This window comes from Bacillus sp. CR71 (assembly GCF_003429245.1).
Taxonomy (GTDB): domain Bacteria; phylum Bacillota; class Bacilli; order Bacillales; family Bacillaceae_G; genus Bacillus_A; species Bacillus_A thuringiensis_S.
This window is the reverse complement of sequence record NZ_CP031748.1, coordinates 2,225,235-2,245,220: the sequence shown is the minus strand read 5'-3', so window position 1 is coordinate 2,245,220 and position 19,986 is coordinate 2,225,235. Positions and strand designations below refer to the sequence as shown.

Genomic DNA, 19,986 nt, shown 5'->3' with positions numbered 1-19,986 from the left:
TACTCAGTAAATATCATTAAAAATATATTTATATCAATCTTTCCCTTTTTTATTCCACTAAAAGTTTTTCACATAAATGACATAAATCGTATGGTCTAACTATATAGTTGAAAAGGAATGCGACATTAAAGCGTCGCTGAAAAACTTATCCAAGAAAAGGGAGGAAAAATCTTTTGAAAAACAAAATCATTGTTTTCCTATCTGTTTTATCATTTATTATTGGTGGTTTCTTCTTTAACACGAATACTTCAAGCGCTGAAACATCATCTACTGATTACGTTCCTAACCAATTAATCGTTAAGTTCAAGCAAAATGCATCTTTAAGTAACGTGCAATCTTTTCATAAATCTGTCGGAGCTAATGTCTTATCTAAAGATGATAAGTTAGGTTTTGAAGTCGTTCAATTTTCGAAAGGTACTGTAAAAGAAAAAATAAAGAGTTATAAAAATAATCCAGATGTAGAATATGCAGAACCGAATTATTACGTTCACGCCTTTTGGACTCCGAACGACCCATATTTTAAAAATCAATATGGATTGCAAAAGATTCAAGCTCCACAAGCTTGGGATAGCCAACGAAGTGATCCTGGTGTAAAAGTAGCTATTATTGATACAGGAGTTCAAGGGTCACACCCTGATTTGGCTTTGAAAGTAATTTACGGGCATGATTATGTTGATAACGACAATACATCTGATGATGGTAATGGTCATGGTACACATTGCGCTGGAATTACTGGAGCCCTTACGAATAACAGTGTCGGAATTGCTGGTGTTGCCCCACAAACTTCAATTTATGCTGTCCGCGTATTAGATAATCAAGGAAGTGGTACACTTGATGCTGTAGCGCAAGGTATTCGAGAAGCTGCTGATTCGGGGGCAAAAGTAATTAGTTTAAGTTTAGGAGCTCCAAATGGTGGTACTGCATTACAACAAGCCGTTCAATATGCATGGAATAAAGGCTCTGTTATAGTTGCAGCTGCTGGAAATGCTGGAAATACAAAAGCTAATTACCCTGCTTATTACAGCGAAGTAATTGCAGTTGCTTCTACAGATCAAGCAGATAAGAAATCTTCATTTTCTACTTATGGTAGCTGGGTAGATGTTGCAGCACCAGGTTCAAATATATACTCCACTTATAAAGGAAGCTCGTATCAATCATTAAGTGGTACTTCTATGGCAACACCTCATGTTGCAGGAGTCGCTGCTCTTTTAGCAAATCAAGGATATAGCAATACACAAATTCGCCAAATTATTGAGTCAACTTCTGATAAAATTAGTGGTACAGGTACGTACTGGAAAAATGGTAGAGTCAATGCATTTAAGGCTGTACAATACGCTAAGCAATTACAAGAAAATAAAGCTTCTTAAGAAAACTTTAATCAGTCGATCTACCATGAATGCGGAATAAAATAGAAGGAGAGACTTCTATAATTAAAGCCTCTCCTTCTTACAAACTATATTACTCTCCCTGCTTTTTAACCATATGTAAATACAGTACAAAATCCATCATTGTCGACGAATGACCAAGTTGACGAATCATCGCTGTTATATTTCCTCTATGATATGTACCATGATTTACGACATGTTGTACTAACTCTAAAATTGAAGTTTCTAATGCCCCTGCATATGGGTTCTCAATAACAAATACAGCATTCACGTCTTGTATTGTAATTAAAAAGTCTTTATATTGATTTGCCATGTTTTCAAACATTTTTTCTAATTCATGTAACGATTTAGTTTCAATTTGTTTTCGTAAATCTTCTCGGTCTTGTATTGCTTCATTCATACTTTTACCATGCAATATGTGTAACCACACTTGATCTGTAATATAAATATGCACAAAAGTATCCTTAATGGATGGGAATACACTCTGTATCTGCTCATTAAAAATTGTCTCATAGTTTGGTAACTCTTTTAATCGATTGAATAATCGAGTATTAGCCCAAGCATGGTAATCACACTGTTTTAATATATAGTCTTTCAATTTATATTACCTCCTTATTGTATGAAACGAATGGTTTGTTTCTTCATTTCCGATTCTCTATCAGCCTTTGCAATCCCTTTTCCTTTCATTTCCTGTTTATTTATCGTTTTATATTTTACATACGTATGAAATTCCGTTTGAAATGGAAATGGTGTAATCCGAATTGTTTCCTCGTCTACCCATTCAGCTTGAATAAGTTTCTCCTCATTACTATTAAACATTTCTGTTCCTTCAAAACCATCTTTAAATAAATCAATTTCATCTTTCTTTTTTACACCAGGCTTATTCATACATACGTATAAAGAAAGTTCATCACAAAACTTTAATAATCTATAATGTTTATCAAACATCGCAAACTGTTCCTTTGTTGACGTTTTCAAAATTCTTTTTTGTCGTTCTAATTCATGTTTATAAAATGACATCATCTCTTCATCTTCCTCGTTTAGTGGAAATGATAAAAAATGTTTACTGCAAAGCAATGCCCCGTATGGATTAGAATTTTCAATTTCATTCAAACCAATCGTATAAAAAACAAAACGTAATGGGCTTGGACAATCCATAAATGTATATGGAATATTTTTAGCATCATTCAAAATTGGTACTTTATCAAGCTCTATCCATCCTCTGTCATGCTCATATATTGCATCAACTGTTTCTTTTAAATATGTTTTACCTTCAAAAAAGTCCTCTTTTATATGCTTTGCAATCTCTCCAGCTAAAAAACCATGATCATGTTGACGAATTAATATACTTTCCTTCTCATTTTTTTCACGAAAAATCATTCCTATACTCCCCCTCATCCTCATACTTAAGCTTTTTATATGCATCGATTCTTAATTAATCCCTAAATAATAGAAGGGATTCAGTCTCTTGCAACGAAATTAACATAATTATATAGTATTCTTTCTAATCATAGTGATAGCTTTATCTTTACTATCTATTATACTAAAACATTCATTCCAAAAATTTTTTTATGAGGTGAAAACATGAACAAAACAGAATTAATTAAAAACGTAGCACAATCAGCTGATATTTCTCAAAAGGACGCTTCTGCAGCTGTACAATCCGTATTTGACACAATTGCTAATGCATTACAATCTGGCGATAAAGTTCAATTAATCGGATTTGGAACTTTTGAAGTGCGCGAAAGATCTGCTCGTACAGGACGTAATCCGCAAACTGGCGAAGAAATTCAAATCGCAGCTGGTAAAGTTCCTGCATTTAAAGCAGGTAAAGAATTAAAAGAAGCTGTTAAATAAACAAGAAACCAGCCATTTTATAGGCTGGTTTCTTGTTTTCATTTAAGCAATTGCTTTATATTCTCTGCATGGTACACTTCACAAATATAAAATACACATTTGCAGTTACTTACAATTTGATACTTTCTAGTTGGATACACATTCGCTGTAACAGAACATCCATCAAACAATTCGATAATATTTCCAGATGGCTGATATCCTTCATATAATACGTTTCTTCTTACTTCCATCTTTTCTATAAGCTTTTCAACAGGAATATTTCCACTCTCTAATTCACTCTTTATTGCGTCCGGTAAAAACGAAGTGTCTGCAAAAATTAGATTTTCAGATAAAACCTTACCTTTATAACTAACATTAGATACACGGTAAAGAAATGTTCCATCTTTATCAAAGAAATTCTTTGCTTCTTTCGGAATGTACTGTCTACCAAGTGCCTCTTGTTCAAGAACATCAAACTGAACTGTATCATTTAAAAGCTTTTCTAAAGCGTGAATGGATGATGTATCTCCAGAAAATAAAATATTTTTAATTGCTTGTATATTATAAGTGAATTCATTCTTTCTATTTTCCGCCACTAACATGAGGAACACCTCTTCTATAATTTTTTATTTAAGATTTAAAAGTGCTACCGCGTCTAATTGCGTAATTTCAGTCACTTCCTTACTGAATATTGCAACAGAAGCCATATAATCTAAACTAGGCCTTACATCTTCCATCATTGTATTATTTGCCAACTCTTGCTTATCCTTAAAAACTAACAATCTTGGAGGATTATTTGGAGCTGATACTGTAATATGTACTGGTGGAATCATTAGTCCTTCACCTGTCGCTTTCAACACCGCTTCTTTTCGAGTCCAATATGTTAAAAAACCTTCTATTTTCTGTTCATTTGGCAGTTTCATAACTTGTGCTATTTCAATCTCTGTTAATACACCTTCTGCCATTTTCATAACATCTACATTTGGATTCATTTGTTCTACATCTATGCCAACAGGTGCAGATTTTGTAAATGCAACGACAACCCACTCACCTGAATGCGAAACAGATAATTGCGGCATACCTTCTGGTAATTGTGGTCTTCCATGCTGCAATTTACATACGGAACACATTCGATCAATTGGTACTTGGACTGGTGACATAGAAAGTATCTTGCCGAGAACTAATCTACTAATTACGCAACCTATTATAAAACGAGCTCGATCTGCCGAATGATGATACGAATTTGCTTTCTCTCGCTCTATATTATTTAGTAAATTGTAATGCCATGATTGTAAATCTGAAATTCTTGCCCACCATATTTGACAATCATTCTCATTCAAAGTTGGAATAGAATCTACAACTTTACTTTCTATCATGTAAACTCTCCTTTATTCAACGAATATCAATTTTCATAAAAAAGCATACGTATATTGTTACTCATTGACAAGTACTTTCTCTTTTTCTGATACTGATAATGTTTTTTCTTTCTTCTTTGACATTACCTCTTTATCGGAAATACGTAAAGAAAATAGTAGTGCTATAAGCAAAAATATTGCTGATCCAATTAATGCTGCTTGATATGGTAAAAAATCGGATTGAACGTTATTACTTCCAAAACCAGCTAGTATACTAGCTAAAACAGCTACTCCTATTGCTGAACCTAATCGATTTTGCACATTGAATATAGTAGTCGCTCTCCCCATAGAAGGCGGCGTGATATTGTTAAAGGCAGAAAATTGAACCGCACCGACAGATTGACCTAAGAAAATACCAATGCCAAACAATAATGCCCGGATTTGCCACGGATTCGTATCGTGATTTACAAAACTCAATAAAACAAATATAACCGCCGTACATATTAATCCAATAGAAATTACCTTTCGAGCTCCTAATTTCTTATATGACCATGGCACAATTTGTGAAGAAATCATTAATCCAATCGCCTCTGGAAATGTCGTAAGTCCTGATTCTAGCGCGGAAACTCCTATCACATTTTGATACATAAGTGGAAAAACAAATAACATTCCTAATAAACCAGCTGATGAAAATAATGATATAATGCTCATCTTTCTAAATACTGGTTCTTTTAATAAGCGTAAATCTAACATCGGTTGCTTTACTTTCAGTTCTACGATTATAAACAACGCAATGAATACAAGCCCAGCTACCCCGGTACTCATAATTTCTGGAGAAATCCACCCTTTTGATGGTCCCTGGCTGAGTGCATATATGAGCATCGCAAATCCTGGTGCTGATAAAATAAAGCCAAGAGAATCAAAGCGACCAGCTGATTTTTCAACATGCTCTGCTAAAAATAGAAGTCCAAATAGCAATGCAACGATTCCAAACGGTACATTAATATAAAATGCCCAACGCCAAGACATTTGATCTACAAAGAAACCACCGATGATAGGCCCAACTGCTGGCGCTACAGCAATTGGAAGTACAATGAACCGGGAAATCTTCGGTCTTTCCTTTGGTGAAAATGTTCGAAATAACATCGCCATTCCGACCGGTGTTAAAAGCCCTCCACCAGCACCTTGAATGATACGAAAAATATTCAATGAAGTAATATCGTTAGCCATTCCGCATAAAGCAGAAGCGATTGTAAATACGAAAAGAGCAATTAAAAATACTCTTTTCGTCCCAAAACGATCTCCTAACCAACCAGAAATCGGAAGGAAAACAGCTAAACTAACTAAATACCCAACATTAACCGTCCCCATTGCAGATGCAGGTACTTGTAGTTCTCTACTTATCGTTTGCAGTGCTACATTTACAATCGTTGCGTCCATCGCAGCCATAAACATCGCAGTTATATACACGATACTTACAACTACTTTTGGATTTAGTTTTGCTTTCATTATCGTTTTCCTGCTAATGTTTTTTCGCGAACTTGATTACTTTTCGGATTCAAATCTTTCCAGTTATATTCAACATATTCTAAGCAGCTCTGCCTACTAGCTTCTTCATATACGACATTCCAGCCAATAGGTACATCGAGAAAAGCAGGCCAGAGAGAATACTGGCCCTCCTCATTTATTAATACTTTATATGTGTAATTATCATTTTCAAATGGATTCGTCATACTCTACTTACCCCTTTCTTATTCTGCAAATATTTCGCTAATACTTGTCCAATTTCCGTGAGTGGACCTGGCTGACATAGATCTTTATGTCTACAATCAATATCGTGCTGCACAATTTGCCCGTCTAAATAATTTAGCCACGTATTTGGAGAAATAGGATCAAACCAATCTGGTATAACAGTAGATCTAAAGAATAAGATATCTCCGTTATAAACTTTCGGTACATACTTCCCTAACAACCCTACTGAATTTACATATGTTTCTTTCAAATTCAATATAGTCTCTTCTTCAAGACTTGCTAATGCACTTCCATCTTTACGAAGGATTTCAACTGCACTTTCCATTGTAAGTGGTTTACCATCCATGTTATCTGGATCATATCCGCCTAAAGCAAGTAATGCTATTAACGCTTCCTCTTCAGTAGGCGCTTCCGTATTCGGTAAGAAGTGTCCAGGATAAGAATCAAGCATAACGAGTAATTCTACTTCTTCCCCTCCATTTTGTAGTTGCGCCGCCATTGCATGCACAACATTTCCTCCAAGCGACCAGCCTAGTAAACGATATGGTCCATGAGGCTGTACTTCACGAACGTGTTTCAAGTAATCCGCCGCCATCTCCTCTAAAGTTTTTGGAAGTTCTTCATTTTTAGCAATACCACGTGCTTGTACACCATAGATTGGATAATCTGTTCCTAAAGATTTCATAAGTCCTGCATAGCACCAACTTAATCCACCTGCTGGATGTACACAAAATAGTGGTAATTGATCCCCGCTTGCTCGTAATGGAAGCAACACATCAAGTGCACTTTGACCATTCCCCATCTCAAGTCTTTCAGCTAACCCTGCAACAGTCGGTGCTGCAAATAAAGTGCCAATGTTTAGTTCCACTCCAAGCGCCTCTTTAATGCGGCTCATAAGCTGTACTGCAAGGAGTGAATGCCCACCAAGATCAAAAAATCCGTCATCAATTCCAATTTGAGGTACACTTAGCACTTCTGTAAACAAGTCACATAACATTTCTTCTTGCGGTGTTCTTGGACCACGACTAGAAGATGATGCGATAAATTCTGGAGCTGGCAATGCCTTTCTATCTAATTTACCGTTTGGAGTTAAAGGTAACTCATTTACTACTACAAAAGCGTATGGAACCATATAATCTGGTAAACTACCACTAGCAAACTGACGCATTTCATTCGTATCAATCTCTTCATCATTTGATGCGACGATATAAGAAACTAACCGTTTATCCCCTGGTTGATCTTCCCGTACAATAACGGCTACTTGCTCAACTTTAGGGTGCTTCATTATGACTGCTTCTATTTCTCCTAATTCAATTCGGAATCCACGAATTTTTATTTGATGATCTGCACGTCCTATATAATCTAGCGTCCCATCTTTACGCCAGCGAGCTAAGTCTCCTGTACGATACATTCTTGTACCTGGCTTGCCAAATGGATCTGCGATAAAGCGTTCTGCCGTTAATCCTGCTCTTCCTAAATATCCACGCGCAAGCCCTGCACCTGCAACATACATTTCTCCAACTACTCCAGGTGGCACTGGTTGTAAATAGTTGTCTAACACATACACTTTAAGGTCAGGTATACTGCACCCAATTAAACTATTTGCTCGTAAAGAGACGATAGTTTCATCTAATTCAATATAACTAACATGCACTGTCGTCTCCGTAATACCGTACATATTAATAAGCTTTGGTGCATTATGAGGATGTCGACTATACCAATCTTCTAAGCGACTTAGCTCAAGTGCTTCTCCTCCAAAAACAACATATCGTAAAGATAATTTTTGGCCAATCTCTTCATTTTCACGATCTGCTTGCATTAATTGATAGAACGCTGATGGAGTTTGATTTAAAACCGTAACCTTTTCTTTAACAAGAAGCTGTAAAAATTCTTTCGGCGAGCGACTTACAGTATGTGGCACTACAACTAAACGCCCTCCGTATAATAAAGGTCCCCAAATTTCCCAAACCGAGAAATCAAAAGCGTATGAATGGAACATCGTCCAAACATCGTTTCCGTCAAACTGGAACCAATGATCAGTTGCCCCTAAAAGTCTTACTACATTTTGATGAGGTATCATAACGCCTTTCGGTCTACCCGTTGAGCCTGATGTATAAATAACGTAAGCAATATGTGATGGAGATAATGGCTTAATTCGTTCCACTTCATCAATATTGTCTTCACTATATTTCTCAACTTCTGCTATTACTTTCACATCATCAACTAAAACTTTTAGTGCCTCGTCACATTCAATTTCCACTTCTGAATTCGTTAAAACACATGATGGTTTCGCATCGTGTAGCATAAATGAAATACGATCTGCTGGGTAATCTGGATCTAACGGAAGGTATCCAGCACCCGCTTTAAGAACAGCTAATAAGCTTACCACCATGTTTAATGATCTTGGCATCGCTAAAGCAACGAGTTGATCAGGACCAATCCCTTTTGCTATTAGGAATCGAGCTATTTTATTTGCTTTTCTATTTAACTCTTCATAAGTTAATTTCTTATCTTCAAAGACAACAGCAATAGAATTTGGATTTATATGAGACTGTTTTTCAAATAATTGTGGCAATGTCATTTCTGGTGCAATTTGAAAACCACCATTCCACTTTTCTAATACTGTATTTTTCTCTGCTAAAGTTAATATTTCTAATCTGCCAATGGATTGATCCGGATTTGTCGCCGCATCATCTAATAACAAAATGAATCGTTCTATTAGTTTTTGAACCGTTTCACGTTTATATAAATCGGTACTAAACTCTAGTAATCCATGTAAACCGTTCGGAGTACCATCATCCCCGTTACTCTCACTAATTTCAAATGTTAAATCAAATTTTGCAGAACCGACGCTTTGAATTTCAAGGCTCGCTTCTAAACCTGGTACATGAAACGTTGCTTCTGGTGTATTTTGAAAAGCTAACATAACCTGAAACAACGGGTGGCTGTTTCGAGTACGTACTGGATTTAACACTTCAACAAGCCTTTCAAATGGAACATCTTGATTTTCATAAGCTGCAAGATTTACCTGCTTCACTCTATTTAATAATTCTTTAAAACTTGGATCTCCTGAAGTATTTGTACGTAACACTAATGTATTTACAAATAAACCAACAATATCTGAAAGTACATCATCATTTCTTCCAGCAATGGGACTTCCAATTGGTATATCAGTGCCTGCACCTAATCTTGTAAATAGTGCACTAAGCCCTGCTTGTAACACCATAAACAAACTAACTCCATTTTTACGTGCAAGCTCTACTAACCTACTATGCATACCTTCATCTATATGAAAATGAATTGTTTCCCCGCGGTAACTCGTCTCAATTGGACGCTGGAAATCTGTAGGTAACTCCATTTGATCTGGTAAACCTTTAAGTTCTTCTTTCCAAAAATCTAATTGTGTTGAAATAAGACTCTCTGGTGTCGTTTCATCACCTAGCAATTGTTGTTGCCAAAGTGCATAATCTGCGTATTGAACTGGAAGTGTCTCCAGCTGAACTCTGTCACCTTGACATCGTGCTTTATACGCCGCTGTAAAATCTCTCGTTAACGGCTGTAATGACCAGCCATCACCTACAATATGATGTAATAAAATTAATAATACATGTTCGTTTTCACTCACTGTAAAAAGTTGCAAACGAACTGCCGGCTCAATATCGAGGTTAAAACTATATCTTACCGCCTCTGAAAGTACACTTTCTAATTCATCTTTACATGTTTTTGTTATAATCATTTCTAGATTTAAGTTTTCCATATCTAAAATTTTCTGATAGGAACTACCTAATACGTTAGGGAAAATTGTTCTAAGTGTTTCATGTTTCTCAACTACATCATAAAAAGCACCTTGTAATGCTTCCTCATTCAATATTCCATTCATACGAATGACTAGCGGAATATTATAAGTAGGACTTGGACCTTCTAAACAATTTAAGAACCATAACCTGCGCTGTGCAAATGAAAGTGGAACTTCATTTGGCCTACTTGCTTTCTGAATAGCTGGTCTTGCACTTTTTGCATGGTTTAATTGTTTCGCCAGTTCGGCAACAGTTGGTGATTCAAATAGTTTCCCGATACCTAATTCCACACTTAACGTTTCACGAATTCTTGCCATTAAACGAGATGCAAGAAGGGAATGTCCACCCATTTCAAAGAAATTATCATCAATACTAATTCGAGAAACACCAAGTACTTCTGCAAATAAATCACATAATATTTCTTCTTTCGGATTTCTAGCAACCCTCTCATTGTTCATTCCATTAAAATTAGGCGCAGGTAATTTCTTTCTGTCAACCTTACCATTTGGCGTTAATGGTAATTCTTCTAGCACAACAAATGCCGATGGTATCATATAATTCGCTAAACTTTCTGAAACATAAGAACGAATTTCTGAAAGATTAATCGGTTCCTTTTCTTCTGCAATGATATATGCAATGATGCGTTTATCATTTGGACGATCTTCTCGTACCATTACTACCGCTTGTTGAATATTTTCATGTCGTTGTAATACCGTTTCAATTTCAGCTAATTCAATTCGGAATCCACGAATTTTAATTTGATGATCTGCGCGACTAATGTACTCTAACGCACCATCACTACGCCATTTCACAAGATCTCCTGTACGGTACATGCGCTTCCCTGATTCTCCATAAGGATTTGCAACAAACCGTTCAGCTGTTAACTCAGGTTTTCCTAAATATCCGCTTGCAAGTCCTTCCCCTGCAATATATAATTCACCAATAACTCCAGGTGGAACTGGTTGTAACCCTGCATCCAATACATACACTTCTGTATTGGAAATTGGCTTTCCAATAGGAGGTATACCCTTTTCACTTTCATCAATGTTCATGAAAGTAGACCAAATCGTCGTTTCAGTTGGTCCATATAAATTAGTTATTGAGCAACCTAATTCTTTTAATTTATTTGCTAAATGCGCTGGAAGAGCTTCACCACCAACAAGTATGTTTAGCCCTTGTAGCTTCTCTGGATAATCAGTTACTAACGCCTGCCAAAGCGTCGGTGTAGCCTGCATAACGGTCACTCTTTCTTCTTGTAAAAGTGTCGTTAATGCAGAAGGCTCTTGTATGTCTTCTTTTTGCGCAATTGTTAAACTTGCACCACTAATAAGAGGTAAATAAATTTCTAGAGCAGAAATATCAAACGCAAAAGTTGTAACTGCTAATAAATGATCATTTTCATTTAACGAAAATTTTTGTTGCATAGCCATTAAAAAGTTACTTAAACCTCTCATAGGAACAATTACACCTTTTGGGTTTCCTGTTGAGCCTGAAGTATATATTGTATAGGCTGGGTTTAAAAGTAATACATCATTCTTACATGCTATATTCATACGAGAATATGTATGTAACGCTAGTTTCGTTTCTTCGCCATCTAATACAATTTTTTTCATACCATTTTCTATAACTAACTTAGATGAAACAGATGAATGTGTTATGATACAAACTGGTTTTGCATCATCTACTATATAATTAACTCTTTCTGCTGGGTATTCTGGATCTATTGGTAAATATGCTGCACCAGCCTTTAAGACTGCTAGCATACTAACTACCATTTCTATTGATCTAGGGAATACTAAAGCTACAAACTGATTTGGTCGTATTCCTTCTTCTACTAAATAATGTGCTAGTTCATTCGCTCGTTCATTTAGCTCTTTATACGTAAGGTTTATACCGTCACAAGTAATCGCTAGTTTATTTGGATTTTTTTGCACTTGTTTTTCAAATGATATAGGTAGACTGATTAACTCATCATCTTCCTTCGTTTCATTCCATTCCAATAAAACCTTATGATTTTCTTCAGGCAGAGTAATATTTATTTTTCCAATCGACTCGTTTTTCTCATAATTCTTTATTACTAATTCAAATAGATTCATAAATCTTTCTTTATGCAATGCTAGCTCCGCGCCATTATATACTTCGGGATTCGCATCAAAATGAATCATTAGCTCATTTTGATCAAAACGTTTATATACATTTATCGATAAATCATCTACAGGTCCTGCTGATAAGTTATGCGTAATACCACGATTTCCAGCAAAATTAAGCCCGTAATCAAAAGGCATAACATTCACTAACGGTCCAAACAACCTTTGATTTTCACCTAGTAACTTTAAGTCTCTTCTTAATTCCTCGTGACGGTATTTATGATGACGACGTACATCTCGGATTTCTTTAGAAACTTGCTGCAATAATTCCGCAAGAGTTATATTTGGAGTTACAGTGAGACGCAGTGGTACTAAATTCATTACCATACTTGGTGTATGAATAGATACAGAACCTAGACGCCCCATCATCGGTAAACCTAAAACAATATCATTTTCACCTGTTAATTTATGCATATAAATACTTGTTACAGCGACAATGAATTCCGGCCAACTTGTTAACGAAATATTGATATCTTCTAGTAAAGTTTTCGTGCTAGAACTAGATAAATAAGCTGTTTCTCGTGAAAATCCATTTGATGTTCTCGGTGCTCGTTCTGCCAAGCTTACAACTTCTGGTTCATCAGCAAACTTTTCTAACCAAAAAGTACGATCTTCCTGAAATTGTTTAGACTCACGATACTCAATATCTTCTTGTACAACTTTTGTAAGAGAACCAAATGGCTTTTCATTCTTGTTTGTTTCTTCTATAAGTGATGTATACTCATTCGCTACCTTTTGGCTAAGAAGTGAAAATCCATAGCCATCCATCACAATGTGATGGATGCGCTGATACCAAAAGAAACGATTATTTTCAACTTGAATAAGTGCTTCCGTAAATAAAATATCTTTTTTCAAATCGACGGGCATAGATAAATCATTTTTCATCCATACTTTAGCAGCTTCTTCAGGGTTTTCTTCTTTACGAACGTCAATAAAATGCATATAAAACTGTGATTCTTCAATAACTTGCCATGGGCCAATTTCATCCTCTTCGAAGCGAACATGAAGTGCTTCTGCTTCTATTACAACTTTACGTACAGCTAATTCGAAAATTTCTTGATGAATATTTCCGTTTATTTCTACATATTCCCCAGTATTATAAATTGGGTTAAGCGGATCTAATTGTTGCGCAAACCACATACCAGACTGCGCAGATGATAACGAATGACGAATCTTTTGACTGTTAGGCATTCTTTACTACCCCTTTATTATGTAGTCTATTTGTTACAGCACCTGTGCTGTTTGTGAAGATAGTAAACTGTACCAACCTGCAACAGTTGGATGTTCTGCTAAATCTGCAAAAGTGATTTCTTTCCCTTCACGACGCCACTTCTCTACTAAACTCATAATTCTGACCGAATCAAGTCCTCTATTTAATAAGTCCTCATCAAAATCAATACTTTCTATTGGCTCACGAAGTAGTTGTGCAACTAGTTCATGCACTTCCTGTATAGTGATTCCTTCACTCTCATCACCTTTTACACTTTGCAAATCGTTTAACAGTAGGTTTGTTGATGTCGTTACTGCACATCTATTAGATGCATACTCCAATGCTTGTTTATGATGCTCTAGTGAAAAATCAGCAACTGCATCTGCTACAAAGAAGGGCTCTATACCATCCATAAATGCTTCACAAGCTGTTAAAAGACAGCCAATATGCGCATAAATACCGCAAATAATAAGTTGATCTCTTCCTTGTTCATTTAAAATTTCTAATAGATTTGTCTTTTTAAATGCACTATATCTCCATTTTGTTAGGAATATATCATCTTCATCAGGAGTAAGTTCATCAACAATTTTCTTTTTATCCGGTCCAGCAGGAATACCGTCACCCCAAAAGTCTTGTAATAAACCTCGTTGTTCTAACGTTTGCCCACCAGGTTGTGCTGTATAAACAACTGGTATACCAAGTTCCTTACATTTTTCTCTTATCATTTTAATATTTGAAATAAGTTCTACTTTTGGTGATTCTTTATCGCTATATGCATCAAGAAAATATTCTTGCATGTCATGAATTAAAAGTACTGCACGTTTCGGATCTGGTGTCCAATTCACTTTATTTTTTGGTAGTTCTGATTCAATTGGCATTTTATATACTGAAATAGATGGGATAGCCATCTAATCACTTCCTTCCGGTTTTTATTATTGTTTTACTGTAATAAGTTTTTCAGCAATGACTTTACGTAGTTCTTTTTTGCTGACTTTTCCGACTCCTGTTTGCGGGAATGATTCAATAAATTCAATTCGATCTGGAATTTTATAAGCCGCTATACCACGTTCTCTTAAAAACATTTTTAATTCACTTACAGTTGGAACTTGTCCGCGAGCTATAACAAAAGCACAGGTGCGTTCACCTAAATAATCGTCAGGCATAGATACAATTGCTACGTCATGAACCGCATCGTGTGCTAATAGATGATTTTCAACTTCTTCCGCAGCAACTTTCTCACCACCACGGTTAATTTGATCTTTATCTCTTCCTTCTACAATGATGTATCCTTGTTCATTTACTTTTACAAGATCTCCTGTGCGATAAAATCCATCCTTTGTAAATGATCGTGCATTATGCTCTTCGGCTTTATAGTAACCACGAATTGTATATGGACCTCGTGTTAATAAACTACCTACTTCGCCAGGTTTTACATCGTTGTCATTTTCATCAACAACTCGTACTTCATCGTGTGCAGACATTGGTCTACCTTGTGTATGAATAATAATTTCTTCCGGATCGTCTAATCTTGTATAGTTCACTAATCCTTCCGCCATACCGAATACTTGCTGTAACGTACATCCAAATGTAGGGCGTATACGTTTTGCAACCTCAGCACTAAACTTAGCACCACCTACTTGAATAACCTCTAGGCTCGATAAATCGGCATTACGAGAAGATGCAGCATCAAGCCAAATCATTGCTAATGGCGGAACGAGCGCTGTAATTGTAACTTTTTCTTCTTCGATAAGAGCAAATGCCTCATCTGGGCTACCACCAGTTGCCAATACCACTTTTCCACCCGCATAGAAAGTTCCAAATGTTCCTGGAGAACTCATTGGATAATTGTGTGCTACTGGAAGAACTGTCATATAGACGCTTTCTGCATTCAAATTACAAATTTCAGCGCTAACACGTAAACTATAAATATAGTCATCATGTGTTCTAGGAATTAATTTAGAAAGACCTGTTGTCCCTCCTGATAATTGGAGAAATGCAACATCACTGGGCTGAACTTCTGGCAATGAGATAGGATCCATATACAGATCATTTATGTTCACAAACTCTTCCTCTTCTCCCACTACAATTACATGTTGTAAAGTTGGCACTTTCTCTTTCACTTCTCTTGCTAGTTTTCGATAATCAAAACCGAGGGCCTTATCTGAAATAACGTAAGCGCTCGCCTCACCAAACTCACAAAAATAACTAATTTCACTACTTCGATGTGAAGGCAGTGCAAAGACAGGAAGCGCTCCAATTCGAAATAGTGCAAAACATATTTCGAAAAACTCGATAATGTTAGGTAACTGGATTACAACTCTGTCCTCTTTCTTTATTCCTAAATTCAGTAAACCTGCTGCTAAACGATCTACCTTTTTATCAAGTTCACTGTACGTTACATGCGTCTTACCGCTTACAACCGCGATTTGATCTCCATATTTCTCAGCTCGCTCTCTTAACACTCCTCCAAATGTTTCACCAAGCCAACACCCTTCTTCTCGATAACGATCGGCAAATTCTTTTGGCCATTCCCTATAACCTACTAGCATTCTTTCTTCCCCCTATTTTTCATTAAGTGAACTATCTCTTAACCCTAAAGCTTTTAACATTGTTTGGAACTTAGCTGATGTTTCTGCTAACTCATCTTCTGGTTTTGACTCAGCAACAACTCCAGCTCCTGCATATAAACGAAGTGTATTTTCTTGTACTTCAGCACAACGAATTGTAACAATCCATTCTCCATCTCCATTTAAATCGCTCCATCCTAGCATTCCTGTAAAGAATTCGCGGTCAAATGGCTCAATATACTGTATAGCCTCTCTTGCCTTTTCCATCGGAGTTCCGCAAACTGCTGGCGTAGGATGAAGGGCAATTGCTAATTGTAAAGAAGAAGTATTTGGATCCTTAAGTTCACCTTTCACTTCTGTAGACAAATGCCACATCGCTTCACTATGAATAACTGATGGCTTTTCTGGAACATGTAATGTATGACAATACGGACGAAGTGCAGCGGCAACCGCTTCAACTACTACCGCATGTTCATGTAAATCTTTTGGAGAAGAAAGTAATTCCTCTGCTCTTCTTTTATCTTCTACTGGGTCCTCACTACGTGGCCTCGAACCAGCTAACGGGTTAGAAATAACTTGCATACCATTACGTGAAACAAGTAATTCAGGGCTTGCTCCAATTAGCGTCTTACTGTTCTCTTTTTCACCTTTCGGTAAATTCACAGCAAATGTATAACCATGCTTATTATGCTCTGCTAATTCTCGCAGAAGTTTTTGCTTATCAATCTTTTCGGAAGATTTAACATCTAACGATCTAGATAGAACGATTTTCTTCAAATCACCGTCCTGTATTTTTTTAATTCCTTGCTTCACACCATTCATATAAACTTCAGGTTCTGGTACTGGCGTCATTTCAAATGTTACGTTCTCATTTGTTTCAAGCTGATTGGTTGTATCCAATTGTAAACGCTCAGAAATTCTACTATATTCTGGTACGATAAGTTGGACTTCTTTTCTACGATCAAATGGCAAAGCACCCATAACAATAGGATTTGGATTTCCAGCTTGTTTCGCATTACTTAATGTCGCTTGCACAAGCTCTGGGAAACTTTCAATTTCACGATGCTTTACTGTAGTAAACTCTCCTTCTGCTAATATCGTTCGAGTTGGTGAAGCAAAAAAGAACGAAGATTCAGTCTTATAATCTTCTAAAAGTTTTTCTGACAATTCCTTTACAGCTGTATGTTCACTCATAATATAATAACCTCCTGATTTTTTATTAAACTCCTAACGTAGCACCGCCATCGACACATAAATTGTGCATTGTAATATGACTTGCTCTATCTGAAGCTAAAAATAACACTGCTTCAGCAACTTCTGAAGGTTGTGCAATTTTTTGTAATGGAATTCCGAGTCTATATGTATCTTGAGAACCAGCAATTATATTTTTAGCTCCATTCTCATCAGCCCATAGTAATCTTTGCATCTCAGTTTCAGTAGAACCTGGAGAAACTAAGTTGCAGCGTATATTGTATGCTGCAAGCTCTAATCCTAAACACTTCATAAACATCGTTGTTGCAGCCTTTGACGCAGCATACGCAGCCATCTCCATTCTCGGCGTATTTGCCGCATTTGAACCGACTGTAACAATTGCCCCTGATTTTCTTAACATCATATTTTTACTTACCGCTCGGGACATATTGAAAACCCCTGTAGTATTTACAGAGAATGTTTTATTCCAATCTTCATCACTTAACGAATGAATTGCTCCCATACGTAAAACCCCTGCAACGTTTACTAAAATATCTATTGGCGCTATTTCATTTGCAATATGATTTACAATGTCTTCAACAGCAGTGCTATCACTCACATCTAAACGAAACGTTTTCATACGTGTTTTATTTAATTCATTTTGATTTAAGAGTACATTTAACCCCTCTTCATTTTGATCAACCGCAATAACTGTGGCTCCTCTTTCTAAAAACATTTTGGCAACGACACTGCCTATGCCTTGTGCTGCACCTGTTACTAAAACTGTTTTCCCATCAAATTCCCCTAAGTTCATTTTCTCTATCCTTTCACATAAACATTAATTTCATTAAGTAACACTAATAATAATGATATTGATTTTCATTATCATCAGCGTTGTAAAAAATAATACACTTACTAAACTAATTGGTCAAGTGCGCATTACTTTAAAATCTATTTTATTGATAATGTTTTTCATTTACTATCTTACACCGAAATGATAATGTTTCTCAATAAACTTGTCAATCTTTTTTTATTTTTCAGATAAAGTATTTTAATGTTTCTTAATAAAATCATATGTAAACGCATTAAAAGTACTTATATTATAAATAAAATTCAAACTCCTCTTTTTAAAATTGAAGAAGATAAACTAGAGCTACGTTCATTAACAACGCTTTATGAAAAACTCAAGTATATATTTTCTCAATATTTTTCTGAAAACAAATCTTGCAAATACTAATGAATGTCTTCTTTGTTATTTAAGATTTAATATATATTTCGAATGCGATGTATTAATTTATTATATTCCAATATAATCCAAATAAGTACTTCACTCACTTTTACATCTATAAAAATCCAAAAAGTAATTTAACCTTGTTAAAATAACTCATAAAAAAAGCATCCTAATTAATAGAATAGGATGCTTTTTCGTAATCATAGTGTTATAGAAGATTTATATACTTATGCTACGCTGCGATACTCTTCTTCTTGTTCTTTTTTATGTTTAGGTACTTGAATTAAAATTGCGATAATGAATGACACGACACATAATACACCAATCACCATGAATGTTGGTTTGAATCCACCCAGAAGTGCACCGATAAAGGAACCTGCAAGCGCCCCAAATCCAAATCCTTGATACACAATTCCATAGTTCTTACTATGGTTTTTCATACCGAAGAAATCACCAACAATAGCTGGGAAAATAGTGATATTTCCACCAAAGCAAAACGCTACACTTGCTACACATACGAAGTAAATACCATAATTTAAATCTACAAAACTTAGAACTAAAACTGAACTCGCCATAACAACAAAAGTACCAGTAACGATTTTTAAACGACCAATTTTATCCGATAACGGTCCTAAAATAATACGACCTAATGTATTAAAGATTGCAACCATAGCCACCGCATTAGCTGCTGTTGCTGCGCTAAGTCCCACAAGTTGAACACCAATGTCTTTTACCATACCAATTAAGTATAAGCCACTCATACATGATGTAAATAACATTATAAATAATAAGTATACTTGTTTTGTGCCTAACATTTCTTTCGTTGTGTATTCCTTAGTTTTTGTTTCATGAACTGCTCCTTGATCTGCGGCTTGATGGATTAAACAAGCACCAATTACAATCATAGCTGTAACAATTAAACCCCAGTATATAAATGCTTGCGATACACCAACTGATTCAATCAACTGTGCATTAACATATTTAAAAATTAAGCTACCTGAACCATATGCAGAGACAGAAATACCAGCAATTAAACCTTTACTCTCCGGAAACCACTTTATTAAATTTGATAGTGAAGTGATATATGCTGTACCATCTGCATAACCTACAACAACTCCTGCTAGTACATAAAGCAATATTAATGAGGACGCTTGTGAACTAAGTATTAATCCTAGTCCTAATGCTAATCCAGCTATCATAATAAGTTTACGAAGTCCCCATTTTTCTTGCAATTTACTCGCAAATAAAGTTGAAAATGCTAAAGAAAGACTAGTAATTGAGAAAGTTATCGCAACAGCGTTAAGACTCCAACCATATTTACTAACTAAAGGCTGATTGAATAAACTCCATGTATATATCGTTCCAAGCCCCATCTGTACTATAACTGTGCCAAGAACAACAAACCATGGATTAACAGTTGATTTTTTCATACCTTTCCGCCTCCTCTTTCTATTTCAATGCTATTCGCTAAATTTACTTTTTTTATGTTCATTTTGGTCACCTCTTTTGATTTAA

14 protein-coding genes are annotated in these 19,986 nt (G+C 35.8%); 2 read left to right on the top strand and 12 right to left on the bottom strand.

Going from position 1 to position 19,986, the window contains the following annotated elements:
- Window positions 1–173: 173 nt before the first annotated feature.
- Window positions 174–1,367 (top strand): S8 family peptidase, encoded by a 1,194-nt coding sequence (locus tag DOS87_RS11475; protein ID WP_098578624.1) that lies wholly within the window; start codon window positions 174–176, stop codon window positions 1,365–1,367.
- 91 nt (window positions 1,368–1,458) lie between these two features.
- Here the strand turns inward: DOS87_RS11475 and DOS87_RS11470 are convergent, their stop codons facing one another.
- Together DOS87_RS11470 and DOS87_RS11465 are read right to left on the bottom strand one after the other, a co-directional pair.
- A complete protein-coding gene (locus DOS87_RS11470) occupies window positions 1,459–1,983 on the bottom strand; it encodes a DinB family protein (protein ID WP_000656265.1) in 525 nt (174 codons plus the stop codon).
- A 14-nt stretch (window positions 1,984–1,997) separates the two neighbouring features.
- A complete protein-coding gene (locus DOS87_RS11465; protein WP_000577289.1) occupies window positions 1,998–2,765 on the bottom strand; it encodes a DUF3891 family protein in 768 nt (255 codons plus the stop codon).
- A gap of 204 nt (window positions 2,766–2,969) precedes the next feature.
- Here DOS87_RS11465 and DOS87_RS11460 point away from each other — a divergent pair, with 204 nt between their 5' ends.
- On the top strand, window positions 2,970–3,242 hold the full coding sequence (locus DOS87_RS11460) for an HU family DNA-binding protein (RefSeq protein WP_001043905.1): 273 nt from the start codon (window positions 2,970–2,972) through the stop codon (window positions 3,240–3,242).
- Window positions 3,243–3,280: 38 nt separating this feature from the next.
- Here the strand turns inward: DOS87_RS11460 and DOS87_RS11455 are convergent, their stop codons facing one another.
- The 10 genes from DOS87_RS11455 to DOS87_RS11410 all read right to left on the bottom strand — a co-directional run bounded on the left by DOS87_RS11455 (window position 3,281) and on the right by DOS87_RS11410 (window position 19,901).
- Window positions 3,281–3,823 (bottom strand): hypothetical protein, encoded by a 543-nt coding sequence (locus DOS87_RS11455; protein WP_000959120.1) that lies wholly within the window; start codon window positions 3,821–3,823, stop codon window positions 3,281–3,283.
- A 24-nt stretch (window positions 3,824–3,847) separates the two neighbouring features.
- The gene (sfp, locus tag DOS87_RS11450) at window positions 3,848–4,597 is read right to left on the bottom strand and encodes a 4'-phosphopantetheinyl transferase Sfp (RefSeq protein ID WP_000573015.1); all 750 of its coding nucleotides are present in this window, start codon (window positions 4,595–4,597) and stop codon (window positions 3,848–3,850) included.
- Window positions 4,598–4,654: 57 nt separating this feature from the next.
- Window positions 4,655–6,085 carry an MDR family MFS transporter gene (locus DOS87_RS11445; RefSeq protein ID WP_000644938.1) on the bottom strand — a complete coding sequence of 477 codons (1,431 nt, stop codon included), beginning with the start codon at window positions 6,083–6,085 and terminating at the stop codon, window positions 4,655–4,657.
- Window positions 6,085–6,309, bottom strand: a complete 225-nt coding sequence (locus DOS87_RS11440) for an MbtH family protein (RefSeq protein WP_000184057.1) — start codon at window positions 6,307–6,309, stop codon at window positions 6,085–6,087. The genes DOS87_RS11445 and DOS87_RS11440 overlap by 1 nt, the downstream gene beginning before the upstream one ends.
- A complete protein-coding gene (locus DOS87_RS11435) occupies window positions 6,306–13,463 on the bottom strand; it encodes an amino acid adenylation domain-containing protein (RefSeq protein ID WP_001133919.1) in 7,158 nt (2,385 codons plus the stop codon). Before DOS87_RS11435 ends, DOS87_RS11440 begins: the two co-directional genes overlap by 4 nt.
- A gap of 33 nt (window positions 13,464–13,496) precedes the next feature.
- A complete protein-coding gene (locus DOS87_RS11430; protein ID WP_001007261.1) occupies window positions 13,497–14,390 on the bottom strand; it encodes an isochorismatase family protein in 894 nt (297 codons plus the stop codon).
- Window positions 14,391–14,414: 24 nt separating this feature from the next.
- The gene (locus tag DOS87_RS11425) at window positions 14,415–16,031 is read right to left on the bottom strand and encodes a (2,3-dihydroxybenzoyl)adenylate synthase (RefSeq protein WP_000960110.1); all 1,617 of its coding nucleotides are present in this window, start codon (window positions 16,029–16,031) and stop codon (window positions 14,415–14,417) included.
- A gap of 12 nt (window positions 16,032–16,043) precedes the next feature.
- Complete coding sequence (dhbC, locus tag DOS87_RS11420; protein WP_079245496.1) at window positions 16,044–17,243, bottom strand: isochorismate synthase DhbC; 1,200 nt, start codon at window positions 17,241–17,243, stop codon at window positions 16,044–16,046.
- Between the two features lie 25 nt (window positions 17,244–17,268).
- Entirely contained in the window at window positions 17,269–18,054 is a 786-nt protein-coding gene (gene dhbA, locus DOS87_RS11415) for a 2,3-dihydro-2,3-dihydroxybenzoate dehydrogenase (protein ID WP_081143254.1), read from the bottom strand.
- A 644-nt stretch (window positions 18,055–18,698) separates the two neighbouring features.
- Window positions 18,699–19,901: an L-lactate MFS transporter gene (locus tag DOS87_RS11410; protein WP_098578028.1), complete on the bottom strand. Its 1,203-nt coding sequence runs from the start codon at window positions 19,899–19,901 to the stop codon at window positions 18,699–18,701.
- Between the last annotated feature and the right edge of the window lie 85 nt (window positions 19,902–19,986).